Raw genomic sequence first — 23404 nt, 5'->3', positions numbered from 1 at the left:
AAGTATGATATAAAGAATTTTTTGTAACATTTTTTTGTCTTTTGTTACAAGAAAACTTTTTTTTGTAACAAAAGTCTTTAAAAATATATGAAATCAGCATATAATTGTCTGTGGATGTGTCAATGCATTTTGCACAATGCGTTTCATTTTAAAAGTGTAGAGGAAAGCATGCTCTACACTTTTCCTTTTTAAGAAATTAAAAGAATCTTTGTAAGAGTTGCGAGGTCACCTTTGCACTATGTAAAATGGACAAAGAGGTTATTTGATAGAAAGTGAGAAAGGGAATGATAGACGTGAGAGGTCAACGATCATCTTTTATCAGGTGAAACATTATAGTGTTTCTTGCAGTAGGTAAGATTAAGGTAAATACCTTTATGTTTTAAGATATTACATAATTTCAAGTGCGAAAATTGTACAAGCAGTATAAATAATTATTGATGATCTTCGTAAAAAAGATGCGAGCGTGAAATAGATAAAGAAGTTACATGTTTTTCATGGAATTTTTGGCACGATGATCGTTTATTAATAGGAGGAAAAGATGTTGAAATATAATAAATTAGCAATTGTAACTGCATTATCAATGACTTTACTAGCTGGTTGTTTCGGCCCAAAACCAGAAGAGGAGCTATATGTTGCATTTGAAAATGCTGCCAAGCAAGAAAAAACAATGTTTGAAGATGCGAAAAAATTAGAGTCATTAGAGAAAGAGGGGCAAGTATTATATAATCAAATTGTCCAAGAAGGAAAAGATAATAATCAGGCTGTTAAGGATAAGCTTGATCAAGCAGTGAAAAATACAGCTGAACGGGAAAAAGTTCTTATTAAAGAAAAAGAGGCTTTAAATAAAGCGCAAGAAGAAGTGAAGTCAGCTGATAAGCATGTGAAGAAAATTGAAGATAATAAATTAAAAGACCAGGCGGATAAAGTAAAGAGTACTTATGAGAAACGACATGATTCATTCCAAAAGATGTACGATAGCTATAATAAATCTTTAAAGCAAGAAAAAGAATTATATACAATGCTACAAGATAAAGGTACAAAATTAAAAGATATTAGCGAGAAAGTAAAGTTAGTAAACCAAGCATATAAAGATATTGAGACAGAAAAAGATAAGTTTAATGAATATACGAAATCATATAATACAGAAAAAGTTGCATTCTATAAACAAGCGAATATTAAAATTAAGGAAGATAAAAAATAAAACAGTTTGGCCTAATATGGGCCAAACTGTTTTATTTTTTTGTATAGGTACGGCTATACCATGGAACTGCTTCGTTTAATTTTTTTTCTTGTTTTAATGCTTCAGGACCAATATAATCTTGAAGTGTTTTTTTTGCTATTGTTAAAGATAAGGTTGTTTTCGGATTTCGATAGGAGGATTCAAGGTGACCAAGATGCGGTAGGGTGCGAAAATCATCTTTCGTAGGAGGGATATGGAAAAAATAATCACCTAAACGTATAAGAACATCGGATTGTTGTTGACTAAAACGTGGATTTCTAGAAAAATGTAATCCTTCTTTGATAGCCTTTTTTTCAGTAATTAAGCGTTCTAAAGCAGTCTTTTTTAACCAATATAAGTACTTAGGGTTAGTTGCAGCTTTAGCATGACGATTCACAACGAAAATAGATTGAGCTAGTCTATTAATAGAATGTTGATTATGTAATTGAGATTGGGGTTGTGAAGGTTTCATATTGAATCTCCTTTCAAGTTTTCCTTATTATAGCATAAATAAAATGGGTTTTTATTATATGCAAAAAGTAATTGTATATATTTTCAATATTAAAGCAATATTGTTACAAAAAACAACTATTTTGTATAATAGTGATAGAATATGTTTCAGAAATTTGATAATGAAAGAGTGAGAAGTTTGAAAAAAATATTAAAACTACAATATGCCATTATAGACATTGGTTCTAATACAATGCGTTTAGTTATTTATGAAAAACAAAGCGGGGGTTTTTATAAAGAGATTGAAAATACGAAAGTGGTCGCTAGGTTAAGAAATTATTTAGTAAATGGTGTATTAAGTGAAGAAGGAATAGAAGTATTATTACAAACATTATTTCAATTTCAAGAAAGTACACGATTCCATAAGTTACATCATGTACTTTGCGTTGCAACGGCAACAATTAGACAGGCTGAGAATCAAGATGAAATTAAAAAACTTGTTGAAGGGCAAACAGATTTTACTCTTAGAGTTTTATCAGAATATGAAGAAGCACGTTACGGTTATTTAGCAGTTATGAATTCCACTTCATTTTCAGAAGGAATTACAGTTGATATTGGTGGGGGGAGTACAGAAGTTACATACTTTCAAAATAGAGAAATTTTAGAATATCATAGCTTTCCTTTTGGAGCACTTTCTTTAAAGCAACAATTTATTCAAGGTGATATTCCTACTACAGAAGAGTTAGAGGGAATAAAAAACTATTTATGGTATCAATTTCGAACGCTACCATGGTTAATCGATAAAGAATTACCCCTTATCGCAATTGGGGGGAGTGCGAGGAATATGGTGAAAATCCATCAAAATTTAATTTGTTATCCTATAGCTGGATTACATTTATACAAAATGAAAGAAGAAGATATTAAACATGTAAAAGAGGAATTAAAAGAATTGTCGTTCATAGAGCTTCAAAAGATGGAGGGGTTAGCAAAAGATCGAGCAGATACAATTATTCCAGCAGTCGAAGTCTTTCATATGCTTGTTAACGTTATAGAGGCACCGGCATTTATATTGAGTAAAAAAGGATTAAGAGAAGGTGTTTTTTATGAAGAATTAGCGAAAGATTTGGGGATTTCGTACTATCCGAACGTAGTAGAAGAAAGTTTATATTTATTATCATATGAATACGAAATGGATATGGAATTTGTAGTTCAACTTATTAAACAAGGAACATTGATTTGTAAACAACTTGAAGGAGTAGGACTTATTTCTATGTCGGAAAAAGACTGGGAAATATTTCATCAAGCGGCGAAAGTATTTAATATAGGGAAGTACATTGATGAAGAAGCGAGCCGCTTACATACGTTTTATTTACTAGCGAATAAAACAATTGATGGCATGATGCATAAAGATCGAGTTAGATTAGCACTTATTGCTTCATACAAATCAAAAATGTTATTTAAACAACATTTAGCCCCATTTGAAGGATGGTTTGATAAAAGTGAACAAAAAAAAATCCGGTTATTAGGAGCTGTTTTGCAATTTTCAGCCGCTTTAAATGTGAGACAAAGAGCGCTTGTTGAAACGATATCTATAACAGAAAGTAAAGAAGGATTAACATTTAGAATTGTATGTGAGCAATCGGCATTAGCGGAAAAAGTGCAAGCTGAAAAACAAAAAAAGCAGTTAGAAAGAGTATTGAAAACGAATATTAACTTATTATTCGAATCAGGATGTTAAGTTGTACGGATGTCTTTACGAAAAATTAACACTTTGGAATATTATAATTTGATAAAATAAAAGTAACTAAATTATAGTGAAAAAGTTTCAAAGGGAAGTGTGAAGAGAATGGAATTGCTAAAGGGGAATTTAGTAAATTTAAATGATACAGCGTATTATAATAACCGCGAGTTGAGCTGGTTAGCTTTTAATGAACGTGTACTACAAGAAGCGCAAGATGAAAATAATCCACTTTTAGAAAGATTAAAGTTTATTAGTATTTTCAGTTCAAATTTAGATGAATTTTTTATGGTGCGCGTAGCAGGTTTGAAAGATCAAGTAAGTGCTGGATTTAATCAGCCAGAAAATAAAGCAGGTTTAACACCGAAGAAACAATTAAATAAGATTGCGATAAAAGCTCATGACTTAATGACTGTACAGTATGATACGTTTAAAGGTTACGTATTGCCAGCGCTTGAACTAGAGGGGATTGAGCGTCTAACATTCCATGATTTGACGAAAGAGCAGAGGGAATTTATCGAAGAGTATTTTGATGAACAAATCTTTCCAGTGTTAACTCCTGTAGCTATTGATGCGTATCGTCCATTTCCTATGTTATTAAATAAAAGCCTGAATTTAGCTACTATTTTATACGATGAGAAGCAGGCAGAGGAAGAAAATCGCACGAAGTTAGGAATTGTCCAAGTGCCTTCTTTACTGGAGCGTTTCATATTTTTACCGAGTGAAGGGCAAAAACATAAATTTATTTTATTAGAAGATGTAATTAGTGGTTTTACTCATAAATTATTCACAGGATATAACGTATCACCTGTTACTCGTTTCCGTATTACACGTAATGCGGATTTAACAATCCATGAAGAAGGTGCACGCGATTTATTAAAAGTAATTGAAAAAGAATTGAAAAAGCGTAAGTGGGGAGCTGCCGTTCGTTTAGAAGTTGGTAAAGAACACATTGATGAAAGAGTGTTAGCGTTATTGTATGAGGTGTTGGAAGTAAAAGATGAAGATGTGTACATGATGGATGGACCGTTAGATTTAACATGTTTATTCTCCTTATATAAAAAATTAGCGCCTTTATATGAACATCTAGTATATCCGGCTCTTATTCCTCAACCTCCTCAAGATTTAGGTGATGAGGAAGATGTATTTGAAAAAGCGATAGAACATGATATTTTATTACACCATCCCTTTGAGTCGTTTCAGCCAGTCGTTGATTTTGTCCGTGATGCGGCAGATGACTCGAATGTACTTGCAATCAAACAAACATTATATCGTGTAAGTGGAGATTCTCCAATAATTCAGGCGTTGAAGGTAGCAGCTGAAAAAGGAAAACAAGTGACGGTATTGGTTGAGTTAAAGGCGAGGTTTGATGAAGAGAATAATGTTAATTGGGCTAAAGAATTGGAACAGGCCGGATGTCACGTTATTTACGGAGTAAGTCACTTGAAAACGCATAGTAAAATTACGTTAGTTGTAAGAAGAAGAAACGGAAAAATTGAAAGGTTTGTACATCTTGGAACCGGAAATTATAATGATGCAACAGCGAAGTTGTATACCGATTTTGGATATATTACATCGCGAAAAGACTTTGGTGTAGATGCAACAAATTTCTTTAATTATTTGAGTGGTTATACAAAAAAACCGCATTTTCATCATTTATCTGTTGCCCCGTTTGATATAAGAGAGCAGTTTATGGAGTTAATAGATGAGGAAATTCGTTACCATAGACAATATGGAAATGGATATATTATCGCTAAGATGAATTCGTTAACAGATAAACCGTTAATAAAAAAAATGTATGAAGCATCGCAAGCTGGGGTAAGGATAGAGCTCATCGTTAGAGGGACATGTTGTTTAAGACCTGGTATTCCAAATGTAAGTGAAAATATTCGTGTAGTTAGTGTTGTGGGAAGATATTTAGAACATAGCCGTATTTATTATTTCTATCATAATGGAGATGAAAAAATATATTTATCTTCAGCTGATTTGATGACGCGAAATATGGAAAAACGAGTAGAAATATCCTTCCCGATTTTAGATATTGAAATGAAAGCGAGAATAAAGGCAATTTTACAGCTAATTTTAGCCGATAATGTGAAAACACGTGAACAAAATAAAGATGGTGACTATTATTATATAATTAATAGTAGTATAGAAGAAATTGATAGCCAAGTGAATTTATTTAAGATGGCGTACCAAAATACAGATGCTGAATAATAGAGAAAAAGTAAAAACCTCTTAATCGAAATTAAGAGGTTTTTATTTTTTTCTCTACTCATTCTTCCATAAATGGAAGAATGAGTAGAGAGAATAGTTTTTTATTATAGGCGTGTGATAAATCGGTTCGTTGATAGAAAAACATTAGAAGAATCGTTGTTTTAAATTAATAATAGTATGGTTGTTGACAAGGCCCTCCGTAACAAGGAAAGGGTGCTGGTGGTGGGAAAGGCGGTGGATATGGCGGATAAAACGGTCTAGGGCCGAAAGCTAATGCTCCACCGAGTAACCCTCCAGCAATTCCAGCTAGAAATGGAACACCGAAAAATGGAAAGAAGCGTGAGTCGCCTGCTGGGCCAATAGATGCTGAACGAACTGGGATTGGTTGATAATATGGATACATGAACAAACCTCCTTTACTGGACTCATTTTTATCATATGGTGGACCAAGTGTGGATGAGCGCGTACAAGAAAGGATATGTAAGAAAATAGGCGAATTGTTACGAATGTTGTAGGATGAAGAGTGTAATTTCAGGTTTTGACATAAAGCGGAATGGGACACGTGTTCTTCCAATACCTCGATTGACATAAAGAGTCAAACCTTGAATGTTATAGAAACCTTCAATATATTCTTTTGCAAGCGACGGGGTAATAATAGCACCTAAAAAAGGAATTTGTACTTGTCCGCCATGGCTATGACCAGAAAGTTGAAGATTGATTGGATAGGTAGCGATTTGTGGCGCGATATCTGGTTCGTGAACGAGAACAATTGTATAAATGTTTTGTTTTGCATGTTGTAAAGTTTCCGCTATTTTTGGTTTACCTAGTAGCATATCATCGAGCCCGAAAATAGAAATTTCACTATTATCCAGTAAACGAATTCGTTTTTCACTATTTTGCAAAAGTTCAAATCCAGATTCGCGCATGATGTGATCATAGTATTCAGTTCCATATCCACCATGGTCGTGGTTACCATAAATAGAAAATTTACCGAAGGGTGCCTGTATATTCTTTAAAATGGATGCAACAAAAGGAGCCTCGGTATATGTTTGGTAATTATCAATGAGATCACCAGTAAAAAGGACAATATCTGGCTTTTCAGCATTAATCTTGGAAACGATTTGAGATAAATGTTGGAGAGAGAAATAGTATCCTAGATGTAAATCGCTAAATTGAAGGATTTTCATACCATGAAAACCTTTTGGTATGAGCTGTGATTTAAGTGTGTGTTGCGTAAAAGAAAGCAAATAGGGCTCTATATATTTAGCATAATAATAGCCGATACTAGCGGTTATAAATGAATATAGACAAGTGCGTATTCCAGATTTTAAAAAATTTCTTCTTGTAATTTTCTTCATATACAGGTTACTCGAATCTCCCTTCAGTTTTTTGGAAATATATTTTAAACACTAAAAAAGTAGTATAGATTACGAAAAAATGAACGAAAAGAAACCCCTTTACGTTAAAATATCAGAAAAATTGAAAAATATAAAGATTTCTATCAAATAAAGTGATAAAATGAATGTGTATTCATTTTTTGGAGGGGATGTATGTGAAAGAGAAGGTAGTTATTATAACAGGTGGATCAAGTGGAATGGGAAAAGGGATGGCGACTCGTTTTGCGAAAGAAGGGGCACGAGTTGTTATTACAGGGCGTACAAAAGAAAAGCTAGAAGAAGCAAAGTTAGAAATTGAACAGTTTCCAGGGCAAGTATTATCTGTACAAATGGATGTACGAAATACTGATGATATTCAAAAAATGATTGAACATATTGATGAGAAGTTTGGACGAATTGATATTTTAATAAATAATGCAGCCGGAAACTTTATTTGTCCAGCAGAGGACTTATCTGTTAATGGCTGGAATTCGGTAATTAATATTGTATTAAATGGTACATTTTATTGCAGTCAGGCTGTTGGTAAATATTGGATTGAAAAAGGTATAAAAGGAAATATTATTAACATGGTGGCAACATATGCATGGGATGCAGGCCCAGGGGTTATCCATTCGGCAGCAGCTAAAGCTGGTGTATTAGCAATGACAAAAACTCTTGCTGTTGAGTGGGGACGTAAATATGGGATACGAGTTAACGCTATCGCACCAGGACCAATTGAACGTACAGGTGGTGCCGATAAATTATGGATTTCAGAAGAAATGGCTAAGCGTACAATACAAAGTGTCCCACTTGGTAGGCTGGGGACACCAGAAGAAATTGCGGGTCTAGCTTATTATTTATGTTCAGATGAAGCTGCATACATAAATGGAACTTGTATGACAATGGATGGTGGCCAGCATTTGCACCAATATCCATTTTAAAAGGGATGGAAAATGAATGATTTATTATTTTTTCTTTGGTAAAATGTGACGAAGTTGTGACATGTGAGAGAAATGTGTTTACAAAGGGGAATATATACGTTATATTTAAGACCTCTTTTTTCTTCATAGTAGAATTGCTAATTCCCCTTAGCATTTTACCCCTCTAATCCCTTCAGGAAAACTGAAGGGATTTTTTATTATTTTTCCGTAAATATCGTGTTATAATTTTTGAAAAGTAAAGGGAGGGAAGCACGTTGATAGATGCGTTAGATGTAATGAGTAACTTGGATAAAGTCCTTCCTTATTATCAAGCTATTTTTAGTGCTGATGAGCATACAGTAATTGGATATGAAGTTGTAGGACGTATTCAAACAGAAGAGGGCATACAAAGTTTAGCATCTTTCTTCCATGATGATTCTATTCCGAGTGAGTTCCAACTTGAAGCGGATAACATCATTGTAGAAAAAGCGTTAAATAGGTATTTAGAAACGGATCAAAAATTATTATTATTTATACATCGGAATGCTAATGTATTAATGAATGATGAAGATGAAAGTTTACTTCAACTTTTGCTGATGTATGAAGAACAAGGTTTGAACTTACAACGCATTGTTCTAGAAATAACAGAACATGAATGTAAAGAAGATATAGAACAATTTAATCATTTACTGATGTATTATCGTACATATGGTATTCAAATTTCGATTAATAAAGTCGGAACGGGTACAAGTAATTTAGAGCGTATTAGCGTGTTAGCACCGGATATTTTAAAAGTAGATTTAACAAATTTAAGGCAAACTGCACTTTTACAATCTTATCAAGATATTTTATATTCCTTATCTTTACTTGCTAGAAGAATTGGTGCGACATTGTTATATGAAGAAATTGATGCTTTTTATCAACTACAATATGCTTGGAAAAACGGCGGTAGATATTATCAAGGTAATTATTTGAAAGAATGTTTACCTGATTTTATTGAAACGAATGTTTTAAAAGAGCGACTTGGTAATGAATGTCATCAATTTATTCTGCATGAGAAGAAGAAGTTACAAAAAATTTATAATTTAACAGAGATGTTACGTGATCGAATTGGTGATGTTCTGTCAAAACAAAAAAAGAATGAAGATATAAATGATTGGTTATTACAATTTAGCCAAAGCATATCACAATATAGTTTTCGGATATTTATTTGTAATGAAGATGGTTTCCAACAATCTGGTAATATTATGAAAAAAGATGGTGAATGGATCATTATGCCAGAGTATTATATGAAGAACTGGAGCTGGCGCCCGTATTTTTTAGAAAATATAATGAAAATGCGTTTTGAGAATAAGGCAAGACTTTCAGATTTATATGCTGATATCGAAACTGGTGAAATGGTACGAACATTTTCATTCCCGATTGATGATGAAAACTTTTTATTTATAGATTTATCGTATGAATATTTATATGAGGAAGATGTTTTATTTTAATGCACGAAGAGATTCGTGCATTTTTTTTGTTTGTTTTTATCATAAATTGGTAATAGTGAAAATGCTGATGAAAATGCTGTCTATCGTTGTAAAGATTTTACGAACGAAATCATCCCTTTCTTTGCATAATCATTGTTACAATGAATACTACAAAGACAAGCTCTTTTAAAAGGAAGGTGAAAAAATGAAGAAATATGGAATATGGTTTGTTCTATTTATATGTGTTGCCTTTCTAGTTGGCTATAGTGTCACAACTGTTTTAGGAAAAGAAGAAGTGAAAGTGGATCGGAAAGAAGTGTTTACAACGATACAAAAAGGTTATGAGACGCAATTTTCAATTCGCGGGAAGCAAATATCTATGAATAAGATGATAGAGACGTTATCACCATATTTTACAAATAATTTCCTTCAAGTTTTTACAGATGAAAACAGTAGAAATGAAAAACAAAGTGGTGAATATTTACTTCCAGCAAAAGAAGCTCCGTTTTCCTTTAATTCAGAAACAAAAATGTCTTATGATGAAGAGCATAAAAATTTATATGTCTACGAGCGGGCAAAGAGTGGACAATATCAAATTGTGACATTGCAAAAAGATAATGGGAAATGGAAACTAGCAGGGTATCATGAAAGTCAGGAACTGTTGACTGAAATAAAAAGGTTACAACAATTATGAGAATAGGGATAGGTGTCCCCTATTCCTATTCTATACCGAGTAGCTGTTGTAATTTTTCAATTTGAAAACCTGCGACCACTTCTCCGTCAATTACAACTGTTGGAGTTGAATAGGATTCATAGTCATATAAAAGACGATTGCGTGCAGCAGCGTCTTTTTTTACGTCAAATTCTTCATATACAACGTTATTATGTTTTAAAAATTCTTTCACAATGGTACAAGGCGGACAATCTGGTTGTGTATAAACCTCAATTTTTTTCATTGTAATTCCTCCCTTTTTCTGTTTTTTATTATATTCTGCCAGTATAAAAAGCGCAATAAAGAAGTAAAAAGATGCTCTTTCATCTTTTTACTTCTTATTTCGACAAATTTTAGTTGAGTTTCTGGCCAAGAACCTTTATCCTAGATTGTGGAACGTTTTTTCTGTTATGACGGATAGAATGAGTATAGCTGTAAAACCTATTGGTAGGAAGATCAGAGAAAGGAGAGATTTCATGTCTCTACTCCAAGGAATTTTAACTCGACTTGTTAGTCTACAAGAACAAGCTGAAAGCGGTGAAGTAGCACAACGCTATTTTGAAGTGAACGGTGAGCGCAAATGTAGCGTGAAATTTTTCGATAAAAGTGAAATGTATGAATTAGAAGTGTATCAACAAGGTGAAAAACCTCAAGTGTATCAATTCGATAACATCGATATGGTTGCAATTGAGATTTATGATATCATTAATTGATACATATAAAAAAGGTACTGCCAAATGGCGGTACCTTTTTTAGTTATATTAATTAATGGGCTATACAGGTAGTAGAAGTTGCAATTTAAGGCGCGATTAAATAAAAGGTTTTTTACAAATGTATATGTATAGGAATTTTTTATTTTTCCTACAATGATAGTAAATATTAATAGGAGGTGCAAAGGATGGAACGCTTACCGATTGTTATTTGTCCTAATTGTCACAGTCATGCTGAAATTAATCATGTATTAACCGCCCAGTCTAATCAAAATGTAATTTATACATGTAGGTTTTGTAATTATGTAATTCGAAATATTGAAACGAATAAAGGGTAGTAAGTTATAATTTTTATTTTTGTCCCATACAATGAGAATACGAAAAGTCTGTCTAATTGAAAGGACGTGACTATGTGGACGGTGAGCATACATTTTATAATGTTTCAGAGAGACATTTGAATTTTGATATGGTATTTAACCGTATTTGTAGTTTCATTGAAAAGGATCCACGAAATTTATATCGATTATCTATTGGGACAGACTCACAAGCGCATCAAAAGGATACGAGGTTTATTACAGCGATACATATTCATCGGGTTGGAAAAGGAGCATGGGGATGTTTGCATCATAAATCAGTGAAAAATAAGCCAGCAACGTTACGAGAGAAAATATATTTAGAAACACAGTTTAGTCAAGAAATCGCCTATTTATTTACTCCCAATCATATACAAACAATATGGGATTTATTGCACCCATACGCTCAAGATGGAGCAGGATTCATAATGGAAATTCATTTAGATATCGGGAATGATGGTTTAACAAAAGAATTTATTTTAGATATGACGATGAAAATTCAAGCAATGGGATTAACAGCAAAAATTAAACCAGATGCTTATGCGGCATTTAGTTATGCGAACAGATATACGAAATAATGTGAAATGATGTCTATATATTCGCAGTCGTTAAGTATCCCTAACGAAAACTGAATATTACATCTACTAAATAAGCTGAAAAATTTATATAATGAGAGTGCAAGGAGAGGAGCATATGGAAAAGGAATTTGTTTTAACAAGAGAAGAAGAAAATTTATTGTTGGATATTCTGTTTCAGCAAAATTACGCGAGCGAAATTTTAGCGGTGGAGCTTACAGACATTGAGAATGGTTTAAAACAGACAGATGTGACGCAATATAAAAAAATTACAAGATTGTTTTACCGATTAAAAAATAAAGGGTATTAAGCACTACCGGAATGGTAGTCTTTTTTTTATGTTGTATGCTAAAATAGTTGTGTATCTTTATTTTTATTAGAAGAATGTTAGGACAAAATAATAATATGAAAACGCTATCATAAAATGTGAGTAGGATTGGAGAATATAAGCAAGAGAAATGGGGGATGTAACATGATTAGTATTCCGAAAGATGAGTTTCAACAAATTCTTGTGAAGGATTTAATGATTTCATCAGAAAAAGTAGCACATGTCCAAATAGGGAATGGTTTAGAACATGCTTTACTCGTTCTTGTGAAATCTGGATATTCGGCGATTCCTGTTTTAGACCCTATGTATAAATTACATGGGTTAATTAGTACTGCTATGATTTTAGATGGTATTTTAGGATTAGATCACATTGAGTTTGAAAGACTTGAGAATATGAAAGTGGAACAAGTGATGAAGGAAGAGATTCCAGTTCTTATGTTAGAAGATTCTTTTGCAAAAGCTTTAGAAATGACAATTGATCATCCTTTTATTTGCGCTGTCAATGAAGAAGGTTACTTCGAGGGTATTTTAACACGTCGGGCTATTTTAAAATTATTGAATAAAAAAGTGAGACAGCATAATCGATAACGTAGGGAAAGTGACTTCACTGAAAAGGCGAAGTCACTTTTTTTCGTGCATATCAGTTGTGTATGTATTATATTTAAAAAGACATAAAGCATAAGAAAACTTTGAACTAACAAACCGTTCTAATGTATAAAAGTATGCAATTAAATTAAGGATGAAATGCTTATTAAAATTAGGTGTATGGAAGCTAAGGAAAGAGGGAGAAAGTTGCAAATTGATGATTTTCAAATGATGGTTGTGTTAGCTCAGGAATCAAATATGAGAAAAGCGGCGGAACGTTTATTTGTTTCCCAACCTGCGCTTAGTCAACGATTACAATCTATGGAGAAACAATGGGGAATGAAATTTTTTATTCGTTCACAAAAAGGATTAACAATTACACCCGAAGGGGAAAAAGTTGCAAATTATGCAAAAGAAATGTTACAACGGGAAGAGGATATTAAAAGTGAACTGGCTCTTTTTAGAACGGAAACATACGGTACGTTAAAAATAGCTGTTGCATCAGTCATTGGGCAATATTGGCTTCCACCTGTTTTGAAAAAATTTGTGCATAAGTATCCTTCTGTGAAGATAGCTCTGTTTACTGGCTGGAGTAGTGAAGTGCAAAAGCAATTTTATGAAGGAGACGTTCATGTTGCTATACTGAGAGGATCACAAGAATACAAAGGGCAGAAACAACAATTATTTGAAGATGAATTATATTTAGTTGATAAAGAAATAAAAGATATTTCGATGTTAAAAGAGACAAATAGACCATTTATTCAATTTAAAAGTGATTCGACCTACTATGGACAAATACAAAATTGGTGGTATGGATTATTTTCAAATCCACCTAAGCGAACGATTGTAGTTGACCAAATTGAAACGTGCAAACAGCTTGTTTTAAATGGAATAGGTTACGCTCTTTTACCTTCGACTGTTTTAAAAGAAGTGCAGGAAAATATGTATAAAACACCTGTTCAATTAACGAGAGAAACATGGTTATTGACGAGTGACTCGGCAAGGCAGTTGAAGCAAGTACAAGCATTTTTAGAAATTATAGAAGAAATTCAAATGGAAAAATAAGATTATTGTCTTGCTACTCGCTCTATCGTTTGGTAGAGTAACATTATAAATGGATTTAGGAGGCAACAAGAATGAAAATGATGGACGCTAACGAAATTATTTCGTTTATTCAAAACAGTGAAAAGAAAACTCCTGTAAAGGTATACATAAAAGGGGATTTAAAAGAAGTAACATTCCCTGAAACGGTACAAGCATTTGTAAATAAAAAATCTGGTGTATTATTCGGAGAATGGTCTGAAATTAAGACAATTCTTGATGAAAATAACAAGCACATTGTTGACTATGTAGTTGAGAACGACCGTCGTAATTCTGCAATTCCAATGCTTGATTTAAAAGGTATTAAAGCTCGTATTGAGCCAGGCGCGATTATTCGTGACCATGTAGAAATTGGTGACAACGCTGTTATCATGATGAATGCAACAATTAACATCGGTGCTGTAATTGGTGAAGGTACTATGATCGACATGAACGCAGTGCTTGGTGGACGTGCAACAGTTGGCAAAAACTGTCACGTAGGTGCAGGTGCTGTACTTGCCGGTGTTATTGAGCCACCTTCTGCAAAACCAGTTATCGTTGAAGATGATGTTGTAATTGGTGCAAATGTAGTGGTTTTAGAAGGCGTTACAGTAGGTAAAGGTGCAGTTGTAGCAGCAGGAGCTGTTGTAACAGAAGATGTGCCTCCATATACAGTTGTTGCGGGAACTCCGGCACGTGTAATTAAAGAAATTGATGAGAAGACAAAAGCAAAAACTGAAATCAAACAAGAGCTTCGTCAATTAAACCCAGAGAAATAAAAAACAAAAAGCGTAAGAGCATGAATGTGCTCTTACGCTTTTTATAGATAGAGGTGCAAAAATGACAGTAAGCAAATTTGTCCAAGTTCGTAGAGATTTACATAAAATTCCGGAAATCGGATTTAAAGAGTGGAAAACACAACAGTATATTTTAGATTATATAGGAACGCTTCCTAACGAACGCTTGGAAGTGAGAACATGGAAAACAGGTGTAATTGTTAAAGTAAATGGGAAAAATCCTGAAAAAATAATAGGTTATCGTGCAGATATAGACGGTCTACCTATTACAGAGGAAACTGGATATGAATTCTCTTCTGTCCATGAAGGAATGATGCATGCATGTGGACATGATTTGCATGCAACAATCGGTTTAGGCCTTCTAACAGCGGCTGTAAGCGAAAGAATAGATGATGATCTTGTATTTATATTCCAACCAGCTGAAGAAGGTCCAGGTGGTGCACTTCCTATGTTAGAAAGTGATGAGTTAAAAGAATGGAAGCCTAATATGATTCTTGGACTTCATATTGCGCCTGAATACTCTGTGGGAACAATTGCGACAAAAGAAGGTTTATTATTTGCGAATACATCAGAGTTATACGTTGATTTAAAAGGAAAAGGTGGACATGCTGCATATCCGCATACAGCAAATGATATGATTGTTGCAGCGAGTCATCTCGTTACACAACTTCAATCAGTTATTAGTCGTAATGTGGATCCCCTTGACAGTGCGGTAATTACAATTGGGAAAATTACAGGTGGTACAGTTCAAAACATTATCGCAGAAAAGTCTCGTTTAGAAGGAACAATTCGAACGCTATCAGTGGAATCAATGAAACGTGTTAAAAGCCGAATTGAGGCAATTGTTGCGGGAATAGAAGCTTCCTTTCAATGTGAAGCTGTTATTGACTACGGAGCGATGTATCATCAAGTGTATAACCATGAAGAGTTAACGAGAGAGTTTATGCAATTTACACGTGAACAAACGAATATGGACGTAATTAAATGTACGGAGGCAATGACAGGTGAAGACTTCGGTTATATGCTTCGAGAGATACCTGGATTTATGTTTTGGCTGGGAGTAAATTCAGAATATGGTTTACATCATGCGAAATTAAAACCAGACGAAGAGGTTATTGAGAAAGCGATTGTATTTTTAAATCAATATGTGAAGTGGAAGGGAAATAGAAAGTGAACTTACTCGCTAATTGTGCAACAGTTTAGAGTGGGGATTTTTTAGTTCCGAGACGAAAACATCTTTTGTATTTGTTAGTGTTAGACATCTTCATACAAATGAGTAGAGTTAAATTTGACGTCTTAATAATGAGCAGGGGTTTTTAGCCACTGCTCATTATTAATTAGTACTAATAGGTAAGATAATTATTTAACTACCTTATACAGGTTTACTTTTAGTATGAAAAGTGTGTAAAATCAATGTGATACATAGAAAAAAGGGTGGGGAATTACGTGCAAATTAGCAGTGCGATTTTATGTTTCGTCTTATATGCATATGTTATTATTGCGGCGGTTTATTTTGGGATAAGTTTTTACGCCTATCGTTTAGCAAATAATAGTGAATATGAAGAAACATACAAATGGGTGAAAAGATATTTGTCACCTGTACTAGAAATTATGAATGGATTTGTTCTTTTTTTATTTATTGGATTAATTGCTTTCTCAACGAGTTTAGTGGGGAATAAGACTACGTTATTTGTACTAGGTATCATTATTTTTATGCTATTAGGAATTCGGATTGGTAATACGGTGTTTTGGAACGAAAGAAAAATAGATGGTTGGACAGGGATGTTTATTCCATGTATGTTAGCTGCAATTGTGACGAATATAGAACATGAATATTATCAATTACATTTTTGGCTTATCATTGTTTTAACAATCCTCTCTGTTTTGTATATAAGTACTGTCGTGCTAACATACATCGCAAATGAAAAAGGAGATGCAAAAGGTGCGCACTTCTTTAGAGGGCGTGCATTATTATGGAGTGTGCCGACGATGGCAGTTATAGGAATTATTGCGATATTAGTAAATGGATATCAATTTACTAATTGGCAATTGTTTTTAGAAACTTGGTGGATCTTCATTGTTTCGCTTGTAGCTTTTTTAGGCGCAACACATTATTTATTCCATCAACATCATTACATATTGGCACTGTTATTCGCATTTACACAACTTTTATTTGCTTTTTTCGGACAAGAAACGCTATTGTTCGTTTTTGAAACATTTAGTTCATTTGGAAATATATTTGTATTTGGTATGTTAATTTTCGGTATCGCGTTTTATTTACAACAGTATTTTTATATGCAAAAACAAAAATAAGAAGTATATACAGGTTTTTGTAGCGAATTTAAAGTATGTTACAATAAAAGTACATAGTATTTGATGTTATTGGAGGAATTCCTGTGGGCGAAAAAGAGAAAGAATTTGCTGTTATTGGGCTTGGCCGTTTTGGTGGAAGTATTTGCCGTGAATTAGCTCAATTAGGTATGGAAGTAATGGCAATTGACTCAGATGAGGATAAAATTAATGAGTTTGCAAATATAGCTTCGCATGCTGTAATTGCAGATTCAACAGATGAGATGGTATTAAAAAGTCTTGGTATTCGTAATTTTGATCATGTAGTCGTTGCTATTGGAGATAATTTGAATTCAAGTATTTTAACAACGTTAATTTTGAAAGAATTAGGTGTGAAAAATATTACTGTAAAAGCTCAAAATGACTATCATGAAAAAGTGTTAAGTAAAATAGGGGCAGATCATATTGTGCATCCAGAACGAGATATGGGAAAAAGGATTGCTAATAATATCGCATCAAGTAATGTGTTAGATTACCTAGAGCTTTCAGATGAGCATAGTATTGTAGAGATTATCGCAAATAAAAAAATTGATGGGCACTCTTTAATTGAATTAGATATTCGTGCGAAGTTTGGTTTGAACATTGTAGCAATTAAACGTGGAAAAGAAGTTATCGTATCTCCTCGAGCTACAGAAAACGTTCAGGCGGGAGATATATTAATTGTAATTGGTCATGACGATGAAGTAGATCGTTTTAAGCATTTTTTAAGATAAGAGAAAAGGACAATGCCGAGGAGGCATTGTCCTTTTTCTTATATTTCCATAATGATTGGTAAAATCATTGGACGACGTTTCGTTTTTTCGTATAGGAATGGTGCTAATGTGTCTGTAATCTCATTTTTAATTTCAGACCATTGTGTTGTTTTTCGCTCCATTACTTTTTCTAAATGTGTTGTAATTAATGTTTGAGCATCGTTGATTAAATCGCTGCTTTCACGCATATAAACGAAACCACGCGAGATGATATCAGGTCCTGCTGCAACTTTAAATTCTTTCATATCAATGCTTACAACTACAATAACAAGTCCTTCTTCAGAAAGAATGCGACGATCACGTAATACGATATTACCGATATCTCCAATACCATTTCCATCGATATAGACAGAGCCAGATGGGATTTTCCCAGCTACGCTTGCTTCATCAGAACGTAAAGCAAGAACATCTCCATTATCCATAATGAAACAATTTTCTTCTGGAATACCACAATCATTCGCTAATTTCATATGCATACGTTGCATACGATATTCACCATGAATTGGCATGAAATATTTCGGCTTAATAAGACGTAGCATTAACTTTTGTTCTTCTTGTCCACCGTGTCCACTCGTATGAATATTTGAGAGTTTACCATGGATTACATCAGCACCAGCGCGGTACAACATGTTAATTGTACGACTTACACTAATTGTATTGCCTGGGATTGGTGAAGAAGAGAAAACAACTGTATCGCCAGGGATAATTTGAATTTGACGATGTGTACCATTGGCAATACGTGAAAGTGCTGCCATCGGCTCCCCTTGACTACCTGTACATAACATAACAACTTTATTAGCTGGTAGGCGGTTTAGCTGAGATGTGTCTATGAATGTATCCTTTGGACACCGGATATAACCAAGGTTTTGTCCGATTTCAATAGCCGCTTCCATACTTCGACCGAATACAGCTACTTTACGATTGTTTTCAACAGCAGCCTCAACAACTTGTTGTAAGCGATGGATATTCGATGCAAAGGTTGCGAATATAATACGACCGTCTACTTTGCGGAATATATCTTGAATACTATCACCAACGCGGCGCTCAGACATCGTAAAGTTTGGCACTTCACTGTTTGTACTATCAGATAAGAGACAAAGTACACCGTCTTTTCCGATTTCGGCCATTTTTGTTAAATCTGCTGGCTCACCTACTGGTGTGAAATCAAATTTGAAATCACCTGTATGAACGACTTGTCCTTGAGGTGTTTTCACAACAACTCCGTATGAATCCGGAATACTGTGAGTTGTACGGAAGAAGGAAACAGATGTCTTTTTAAATTTAATAACATCATCTTCTTGAATTTCATAAAGTTTTGCTTTACGAAGTAATCCGTGCTCTTCTAATTTGTTTTTTATTAGGGCAATTGCTAATTTTCCGCCGTAAATTGGAATGTTTACTTGACGTAATAGATAAGGAATTCCACCAATATGATCTTCGTGACCATGTGTAATGAATAACCCTTTAATTTTATCTTCGTTTCGCACAAAATAAGTGTAATCTGGTATTACATAATCGATCCCGAGGAGTTCGTCTTCTGGAAATTTAATTCCAGCATCAATTATAATAATTTCATCTTGAAATTGAACAGCATATGTATTTTTACCGATTTCACCAAGACCACCGAGGGCAAAAACGGCAGCTTGATCATTTTTTAGGAATTTCATATGACTATACGATTTCCGCTAATATTAAATCAGCGTTTTGTTTTTCATATTCAAGATGAGCACCAGTAACAGACTGAACGAACTCGATATTATATGCGAACTTATTTAATTTTTTACGAACATCCTTTTGAGACGTAGCCTCTAAATATAAAACTTTTGTATTTTCACGTACTGGGACCTCAGTTAATTTTTCTTGATAAAATACTTTAAAAATCATTGGGAAAACCTCTCCTTGTCTATGTTTTGCATTATCTGTTACTTATTATAAAGCAAACAGTCACGATTTTCATGTTTTTTCGAATGAGAATGAAGAAAAAGCCCGAAATGGGCACAATTTAAGCGATTGTCTTCTTACGGACTAAATCGTTTAAATAACGCTTGAGCTTTTTCTTCAGCTTCTTCAGCATGATTACTCCTTCCTTTCCTTATTTTAAACATGCATATTACTAATGATAACTCTGTCTCCCATACAAGAAAGAAGATTAGAAGTGAATAGTGAATCTTGTTCTTTTTAGTATAGTGTAAGTTATCTTGTAGTAACGATTAGTAGCCGTTAGTTATAGATATAGTATGAGGAAGAATAGAAAAGAAAATTCATCCGAACAAGTATCCACATTTTTTCACTAATAGTATATGCACATTTCATAAATAAGGTCAGAAAGTGAACGCTTTCTTCACAGATGTTTAATATGTTATACTTTTTTTTGAAATTTGAAAAGTGATAATCAAAATAGGAATATAGAGTGCCAGAAAGGATTTTGACAAATGAATGATAAAATTGTCTTTTTTGATATTGATGGAACATTATTAGATCATGATAAGAAAATTCCGCAATCTACAAGAGATGCAGTAAGAGATTTACAAGAAAAAGGTGTGCATGTAGCGATTGCGACAGGGCGTGCGCCATTTATGTTTGAAGATATTCGTGAGGAACTCAATATACATAATTATGTTAGTTTTAACGGACAGTATGTTGTATTTGAGGATGAGGTATTATTTAATAATCCATTACATCCTGATGCTCTACATAAGTTTACTCAGTTTGCAAAACAAGAAGGATATCCACTTGTATATCTTGACCATCAAGAAATGAGAGCGTCAGTGGAATATCATGATTATGTAAAAGAAGGTTTTGGAAGCTTACAATTCGAGCATCCGGCATATGAACCTGATTTTTATGAGAAACGCGATATTTATCAAACGCTTCTTTTTTGTGAAGTAAACGAAGAAGAAAAGTTTATTCATCATTATCCAGATTTTCATTTTATACGCTGGCATGCATATTCAATGGATATTATTCCTAATGGTGGTTCTAAGGCAAAAGGGATTGAGAAGTTTATTGAGAAAATAGGATTTAATCGTGAACAAGTATATGCATTTGGGGACGGATTAAATGATTTAGAAATGATTGAAGCAGTAGGAACGGGCATTGTGATGGGGAATGGTCATGAGGATTTGAAAAAACTTGCTAATTATGTGACAAAAGATGTTAATGAAGACGGTATTTATCACGGATTAAAGTGGGCTGGCTTGTTATAGGTAAGTATGGAACCCATTTCATATAATAAAAAGGCGGAAGGTTAACTTCCGCCTTTTTACTATTATCGCTCGAGAGGTTTTGAATCATCGGGAGCCACAAATGGATTGTCTTTATTAATATGGTCATAGAACATAACACCGTTTAGATGGTCGATTTCATGTTGGAATACAATTGCTGGTAAACCTTTTAATCGCAGTTTTACGTCTTCACCGTTAATCGTTGTTGCCTTTACTGTAATTCTTGTGTAACGAGGGACATAACCAGGTACTTCACGGTCTACAGATAGACAGCCTTCACCATTTTGTAAATATGTACGTTCAACAGAATGACTAATGATTTTTGGGTTGAATAATGCGTAGCTATATAACGTATCGTTCGTATCAGTTACATGAACCGCAATCATTTTCTTTGAAATACCGATTTGCGGAGCCGCTAATCCGATTCCGGGGCGTAAATTATATTTTTCAGCCATTTCAGGGTCCTGGCTATTTATTACAAATTCAATCATTTCTTTAAGAGTATTTGTATCTTCCTCGCTAGCAGGTAAGGAGACCTCTTCTGCGACTTCGCGCAAAATAGGATTTCCTTCACGAATTACCTCATTCATTGTAAGCATATGTAATCTCTCCTTTCTTCTTTAGTCTACCAAAGGAGATAAAAAAAGTCATCGGCAAGTAAGGAAGAACTACTTGGAAACAAATCTTCTATAGATAAGTTATGTAATAAAAGAAAAGACGGCAAAGCCGTCTGTTTCTTTCCATAGTTGTTTCATTTTACATTAATTAGCGAATGCAAGCAGCACCAACGATAATTAAAAGGATAAACAACACAACGATTAAGGCGAAGCCGCGTCCAGATTCGCCACAAGAACCGCCATAACCGTAGGAAGGATATGAACAAGTTGTTGGATAGCAATATGAGTATCCGTACATGAGATGACCTCCTTTATCATTTCCCGCTAATACTGCGGTTACTATAATGTATGGAGGAATGATTAGAAATGTATAGGTATTTACCTATAAAAGGAAGAAGTGTTTGTATAATTTTATTGAGAAGAGAGAAAAACTAAAGAGAATTAAATCGTTTACATATTATTCTAAGAGAAAAAACAAGTTAAAAAGGGAATAATATAACAGTAGGTTATTGCTTACTAATACAGATGTGAAAAATAAAAACATGTTTGTGTAGAGGAAACCTGCATATTATTTATAAAAAAACGTATTCAAAGTAATTGACATCGTAATTAGAATAGTTGTAAACTAAAAAACGTGATCAAGATTGTATTAATATGTTTTTGAAAAAACATTAGTACAGATTGTTAGGTACACAAAATTATTCTCAACCGACAGACAAACTTGTTGGTTTACATTGTTGCGCTTTCAGTCTAGCTAATAGATAGTGAAAGCGTTTCAGAATATGGTTCAAGAGAGGAAGAGGTGAACGGAATGGGTACTAAAACAAAAAACACCCTATTTAATGTTGATGAGCAAATGAAAGCTATCGCAGCTCAATTTGAAACATTACAAATTTTAAATGAAAAAGGCGAAGTTGTGAATGAAGCAGCTATGCCTGAATTATCAGATGATCAATTAAAAGAGTTAATGCGCCGTATGGTGTATACTCGCGTACTAGATCAACGTTCTATTTCTTTAAACCGTCAAGGACGTTTAGGTTTCTACGCACCAACTGCTGGACAAGAGGCTTCTCAATTAGCAAGTCATTTCGCACTTGAAGCAGAAGATTTCATCTTACCAGGATATCGTGATGTTCCACAATTAGTGTGGCACGGTCTACCATTATATCAAGCATTCTTATTCTCTCGTGGACATTTCATGGGTAACCAAATGCCTGAGAATGTAAATGCACTTGCTCCACAAATCATTATCGGTGCGCAAATCATCCAAACTGCTGGTGTTGCGTTAGGTATGAAACTACGTGGTAAAAAATCTGTTGCAATTACTTACACTGGTGACGGTGGTGCTTCACAAGGTGACTTCTACGAAGGTATGAACTTTGCGGGTGCATTCAAAGCTCCAGCAATCTTCGTTGTACAAAATAACCGTTATGCAATCTCTACTCCAGTAGAAAAGCAATCTGCAGCTAAAACTGTAGCACAAAAAGCAGTAGCAGCAGGTATTTACGGAATTCAAGTAGACGGTATGGATCCATTAGCTGTATACGCAGCAACTGCATTCGCTCGTGAGCGCGCAGTAAATGGTGAAGGCCCTACTTTAATTGAGACTTTAACATTCCGTTATGGTCCACATACAATGGCTGGTGATGACCCAACTCGTTACCGTACAAAAGATATCGAAAACGAATGGGAACAAAAAGATCCAATCGTACGCTTCCGTGCATTCTTAGAAAACAAAGGCCTATGGTCTCAAGAAGTTGAAGAGAAAGTAATCGAAGAAGCAAAAGAAGATATCAAACAAGCAATTGCTAAGGCTGACCAAGCTCCAAAACAAAAAGTTACTGATTTAATGGAAATCATGTACGAAAAAATGCCTTACAACTTAGCTGAACAATATGAAATTTACAAAGAAAAGGAGTCGAAGTAAGCC

General features: G+C 34.0%; 26 protein-coding genes. 18 read left to right on the top strand and 8 right to left on the bottom strand.

The window, feature by feature from the left end; translation table 11 throughout:
• Window positions 1–538: 538 nt before the first annotated feature.
• Window positions 539–1201, top strand: coding sequence for a YkyA family protein (locus MHB76_RS18800; protein WP_002066948.1), 663 nt, complete (start codon window positions 539–541; stop codon window positions 1199–1201).
• A gap of 31 nt (window positions 1202–1232) precedes the next feature.
• On the opposite strand, the gene MHB76_RS18795 is transcribed toward MHB76_RS18800, so the two are convergent.
• Window positions 1233–1691, bottom strand: a complete 459-nt coding sequence (locus MHB76_RS18795; protein WP_002160666.1) for a YkyB family protein — start codon at window positions 1689–1691, stop codon at window positions 1233–1235.
• Window positions 1692–1832: 141 nt separating this feature from the next.
• On the opposite strand from MHB76_RS18795, the gene MHB76_RS18790 reads away from it, so the two are divergent.
• The gene (locus tag MHB76_RS18790; protein WP_340987369.1) at window positions 1833–3407 is read left to right on the top strand and encodes a Ppx/GppA family phosphatase; all 1575 of its coding nucleotides are present in this window, start codon (window positions 1833–1835) and stop codon (window positions 3405–3407) included.
• 108 nt (window positions 3408–3515) lie between these two features.
• On the top strand, window positions 3516–5624 hold the full coding sequence (locus MHB76_RS18785; protein WP_078172898.1) for a polyphosphate kinase: 2109 nt from the start codon (window positions 3516–3518) through the stop codon (window positions 5622–5624).
• Window positions 5625–5790: 166 nt separating this feature from the next.
• On the opposite strand, the gene MHB76_RS18780 is transcribed toward MHB76_RS18785, so the two are convergent.
• Window positions 5791–6027, bottom strand: coding sequence for a hypothetical protein (locus MHB76_RS18780; protein ID WP_002145984.1), 237 nt, complete (start codon window positions 6025–6027; stop codon window positions 5791–5793).
• A gap of 97 nt (window positions 6028–6124) precedes the next feature.
• Window positions 6125–6982, bottom strand: a complete 858-nt coding sequence (locus tag MHB76_RS18775; protein WP_016106053.1) for a metallophosphoesterase — start codon at window positions 6980–6982, stop codon at window positions 6125–6127.
• A 194-nt stretch (window positions 6983–7176) separates the two neighbouring features.
• Here MHB76_RS18775 and fadH point away from each other — a divergent pair, with 194 nt between their 5' ends.
• The 3 genes from fadH (at window position 7177) to MHB76_RS18760 (ending at window position 10086) form a co-directional block, all read left to right on the top strand.
• Window positions 7177–7941, top strand: coding sequence for a 2,4-dienoyl-CoA reductase (gene fadH / locus MHB76_RS18770; RefSeq protein ID WP_002145986.1), 765 nt, complete (start codon window positions 7177–7179; stop codon window positions 7939–7941).
• A 254-nt stretch (window positions 7942–8195) separates the two neighbouring features.
• Window positions 8196–9413, top strand: coding sequence for an EAL domain-containing protein (locus MHB76_RS18765; protein WP_002111513.1), 1218 nt, complete (start codon window positions 8196–8198; stop codon window positions 9411–9413).
• 184 nt (window positions 9414–9597) lie between these two features.
• Window positions 9598–10086, top strand: a complete 489-nt coding sequence (locus tag MHB76_RS18760; protein WP_002111512.1) for a DUF3993 domain-containing protein — start codon at window positions 9598–9600, stop codon at window positions 10084–10086.
• A gap of 25 nt (window positions 10087–10111) precedes the next feature.
• Here MHB76_RS18760 and MHB76_RS18755 read toward each other — a convergent pair whose 3' ends face one another.
• Complete coding sequence (locus MHB76_RS18755) at window positions 10112–10348, bottom strand: glutaredoxin family protein (protein WP_002111510.1); 237 nt, start codon at window positions 10346–10348, stop codon at window positions 10112–10114.
• A 232-nt stretch (window positions 10349–10580) separates the two neighbouring features.
• Between MHB76_RS18755 and MHB76_RS18750 the strand changes: the two genes are divergently transcribed.
• From MHB76_RS18750 to MHB76_RS18705, 10 genes are all read left to right on the top strand, one after another.
• Window positions 10581–10817, top strand: a complete 237-nt coding sequence (locus MHB76_RS18750) for a YkuJ family protein (RefSeq protein WP_002111509.1) — start codon at window positions 10581–10583, stop codon at window positions 10815–10817.
• 185 nt (window positions 10818–11002) lie between these two features.
• A complete protein-coding gene (locus MHB76_RS18745) occupies window positions 11003–11152 on the top strand; it encodes a hypothetical protein (RefSeq protein WP_002033828.1) in 150 nt (49 codons plus the stop codon).
• Window positions 11153–11226: 74 nt separating this feature from the next.
• Window positions 11227–11745, top strand: coding sequence for a ribonuclease H-like YkuK family protein (locus tag MHB76_RS18740; protein WP_002111508.1), 519 nt, complete (start codon window positions 11227–11229; stop codon window positions 11743–11745).
• 115 nt (window positions 11746–11860) lie between these two features.
• On the top strand, window positions 11861–12052 hold the full coding sequence (abbA, locus tag MHB76_RS18735; protein ID WP_002145987.1) for an antirepressor AbbA: 192 nt from the start codon (window positions 11861–11863) through the stop codon (window positions 12050–12052).
• A 162-nt stretch (window positions 12053–12214) separates the two neighbouring features.
• The gene (gene cbpB, locus MHB76_RS18730; protein WP_002145988.1) at window positions 12215–12658 is read left to right on the top strand and encodes a cyclic-di-AMP-binding protein CbpB; all 444 of its coding nucleotides are present in this window, start codon (window positions 12215–12217) and stop codon (window positions 12656–12658) included.
• A 177-nt stretch (window positions 12659–12835) separates the two neighbouring features.
• Entirely contained in the window at window positions 12836–13720 is an 885-nt protein-coding gene (locus MHB76_RS18725; RefSeq protein ID WP_033710806.1) for a LysR family transcriptional regulator, read from the top strand.
• Window positions 13721–13791: 71 nt separating this feature from the next.
• Window positions 13792–14514, top strand: coding sequence for a 2,3,4,5-tetrahydropyridine-2,6-dicarboxylate N-acetyltransferase (gene dapD / locus MHB76_RS18720; protein ID WP_002014841.1), 723 nt, complete (start codon window positions 13792–13794; stop codon window positions 14512–14514).
• Between the two features lie 61 nt (window positions 14515–14575).
• Window positions 14576–15706: an N-acetyldiaminopimelate deacetylase gene (locus MHB76_RS18715; RefSeq protein ID WP_078172900.1), complete on the top strand. Its 1131-nt coding sequence runs from the start codon at window positions 14576–14578 to the stop codon at window positions 15704–15706.
• A gap of 272 nt (window positions 15707–15978) precedes the next feature.
• Complete coding sequence (locus tag MHB76_RS18710; RefSeq protein ID WP_002014843.1) at window positions 15979–16845, top strand: hypothetical protein; 867 nt, start codon at window positions 15979–15981, stop codon at window positions 16843–16845.
• A gap of 83 nt (window positions 16846–16928) precedes the next feature.
• Complete coding sequence (locus MHB76_RS18705) at window positions 16929–17594, top strand: potassium channel family protein (protein WP_000504033.1); 666 nt, start codon at window positions 16929–16931, stop codon at window positions 17592–17594.
• A 38-nt stretch (window positions 17595–17632) separates the two neighbouring features.
• Here the strand turns inward: MHB76_RS18705 and rnjA are convergent, their stop codons facing one another.
• A complete protein-coding gene (rnjA, locus tag MHB76_RS18700; protein WP_002014844.1) occupies window positions 17633–19300 on the bottom strand; it encodes a ribonuclease J1 in 1668 nt (555 codons plus the stop codon).
• A gap of 4 nt (window positions 19301–19304) precedes the next feature.
• Window positions 19305–19517, bottom strand: coding sequence for a DNA-dependent RNA polymerase subunit epsilon (locus MHB76_RS18695; RefSeq protein ID WP_000576436.1), 213 nt, complete (start codon window positions 19515–19517; stop codon window positions 19305–19307).
• Between the two features lie 548 nt (window positions 19518–20065).
• On the opposite strand from MHB76_RS18695, the gene MHB76_RS18690 reads away from it, so the two are divergent.
• Entirely contained in the window at window positions 20066–20839 is a 774-nt protein-coding gene (locus MHB76_RS18690) for a Cof-type HAD-IIB family hydrolase (RefSeq protein WP_002014845.1), read from the top strand.
• 62 nt (window positions 20840–20901) lie between these two features.
• On the opposite strand, the gene def is transcribed toward MHB76_RS18690, so the two are convergent.
• Entirely contained in the window at window positions 20902–21456 is a 555-nt protein-coding gene (gene def, locus MHB76_RS18685) for a peptide deformylase (protein ID WP_002160674.1), read from the bottom strand.
• Window positions 21457–21622: 166 nt separating this feature from the next.
• The gene (locus MHB76_RS18680) at window positions 21623–21772 is read right to left on the bottom strand and encodes a YjcZ family sporulation protein (RefSeq protein ID WP_002160675.1); all 150 of its coding nucleotides are present in this window, start codon (window positions 21770–21772) and stop codon (window positions 21623–21625) included.
• A gap of 513 nt (window positions 21773–22285) precedes the next feature.
• Here MHB76_RS18680 and pdhA point away from each other — a divergent pair.
• On the top strand, window positions 22286–23401 hold the full coding sequence (pdhA, locus tag MHB76_RS18675; RefSeq protein ID WP_002160676.1) for a pyruvate dehydrogenase E1 component subunit alpha: 1116 nt from the start codon (window positions 22286–22288) through the stop codon (window positions 23399–23401).
• The last annotated feature ends 3 nt before the right edge of the window (window positions 23402–23404 follow it).

This window comes from Bacillus sp. FSL M7-1345 (assembly GCF_038006985.1).
GTDB lineage: Bacteria > Bacillota > Bacilli > Bacillales > Bacillaceae_G > Bacillus_A > Bacillus_A cereus_U.
The sequence above is the reverse complement of the archived record's forward strand: the minus strand, read 5'-3'. Positions and strand labels throughout refer to the sequence as shown.

Coding starts and splice junctions, on each gene's coding strand:
- MHB76_RS18715 (WP_078172900.1), top strand. CDS start 14,576: ATGACAGTAAGCAAATTTGTCCAAGTTCGTAGAGATTTACATAAAATT.
- MHB76_RS18780 (WP_002145984.1), bottom strand. CDS start 6,027: ATGTATCCATATTATCAACCAATCCCAGTTCGTTCAGCATCTATTGGC.
- rnjA (WP_002014844.1), bottom strand. CDS start 19,300: ATGAAATTCCTAAAAAATGATCAAGCTGCCGTTTTTGCCCTCGGTGGT.
- MHB76_RS18790 (WP_340987369.1), top strand. CDS start 1,833: ATGTTTCAGAAATTTGATAATGAAAGAGTGAGAAGTTTGAAAAAAATA.
- cbpB (WP_002145988.1), top strand. CDS start 12,215: ATGATTAGTATTCCGAAAGATGAGTTTCAACAAATTCTTGTGAAGGAT.
- dapD (WP_002014841.1), top strand. CDS start 13,792: ATGAAAATGATGGACGCTAACGAAATTATTTCGTTTATTCAAAACAGT.
- MHB76_RS18680 (WP_002160675.1), bottom strand. CDS start 21,772: ATGTACGGATACTCATATTGCTATCCAACAACTTGTTCATATCCTTCC.
- def (WP_002160674.1), bottom strand. CDS start 21,456: ATGCTTACAATGAATGAGGTAATTCGTGAAGGAAATCCTATTTTGCGC.
- MHB76_RS18690 (WP_002014845.1), top strand. CDS start 20,066: ATGAATGATAAAATTGTCTTTTTTGATATTGATGGAACATTATTAGAT.
- MHB76_RS18760 (WP_002111512.1), top strand. CDS start 9,598: ATGAAGAAATATGGAATATGGTTTGTTCTATTTATATGTGTTGCCTTT.
- MHB76_RS18800 (WP_002066948.1), top strand. CDS start 539: ATGTTGAAATATAATAAATTAGCAATTGTAACTGCATTATCAATGACT.
- abbA (WP_002145987.1), top strand. CDS start 11,861: ATGGAAAAGGAATTTGTTTTAACAAGAGAAGAAGAAAATTTATTGTTG.
- MHB76_RS18755 (WP_002111510.1), bottom strand. CDS start 10,348: ATGAAAAAAATTGAGGTTTATACACAACCAGATTGTCCGCCTTGTACC.
- MHB76_RS18745 (WP_002033828.1), top strand. CDS start 11,003: ATGGAACGCTTACCGATTGTTATTTGTCCTAATTGTCACAGTCATGCT.
- MHB76_RS18695 (WP_000576436.1), bottom strand. CDS start 19,517: ATGATTTTTAAAGTATTTTATCAAGAAAAATTAACTGAGGTCCCAGTA.
- MHB76_RS18750 (WP_002111509.1), top strand. CDS start 10,581: ATGTCTCTACTCCAAGGAATTTTAACTCGACTTGTTAGTCTACAAGAA.
- MHB76_RS18795 (WP_002160666.1), bottom strand. CDS start 1,691: ATGAAACCTTCACAACCCCAATCTCAATTACATAATCAACATTCTATT.
- pdhA (WP_002160676.1), top strand. CDS start 22,286: ATGGGTACTAAAACAAAAAACACCCTATTTAATGTTGATGAGCAAATG.
- MHB76_RS18725 (WP_033710806.1), top strand. CDS start 12,836: ATGGAAGCTAAGGAAAGAGGGAGAAAGTTGCAAATTGATGATTTTCAA.
- MHB76_RS18775 (WP_016106053.1), bottom strand. CDS start 6,982: ATGAAGAAAATTACAAGAAGAAATTTTTTAAAATCTGGAATACGCACT.
- MHB76_RS18785 (WP_078172898.1), top strand. CDS start 3,516: ATGGAATTGCTAAAGGGGAATTTAGTAAATTTAAATGATACAGCGTAT.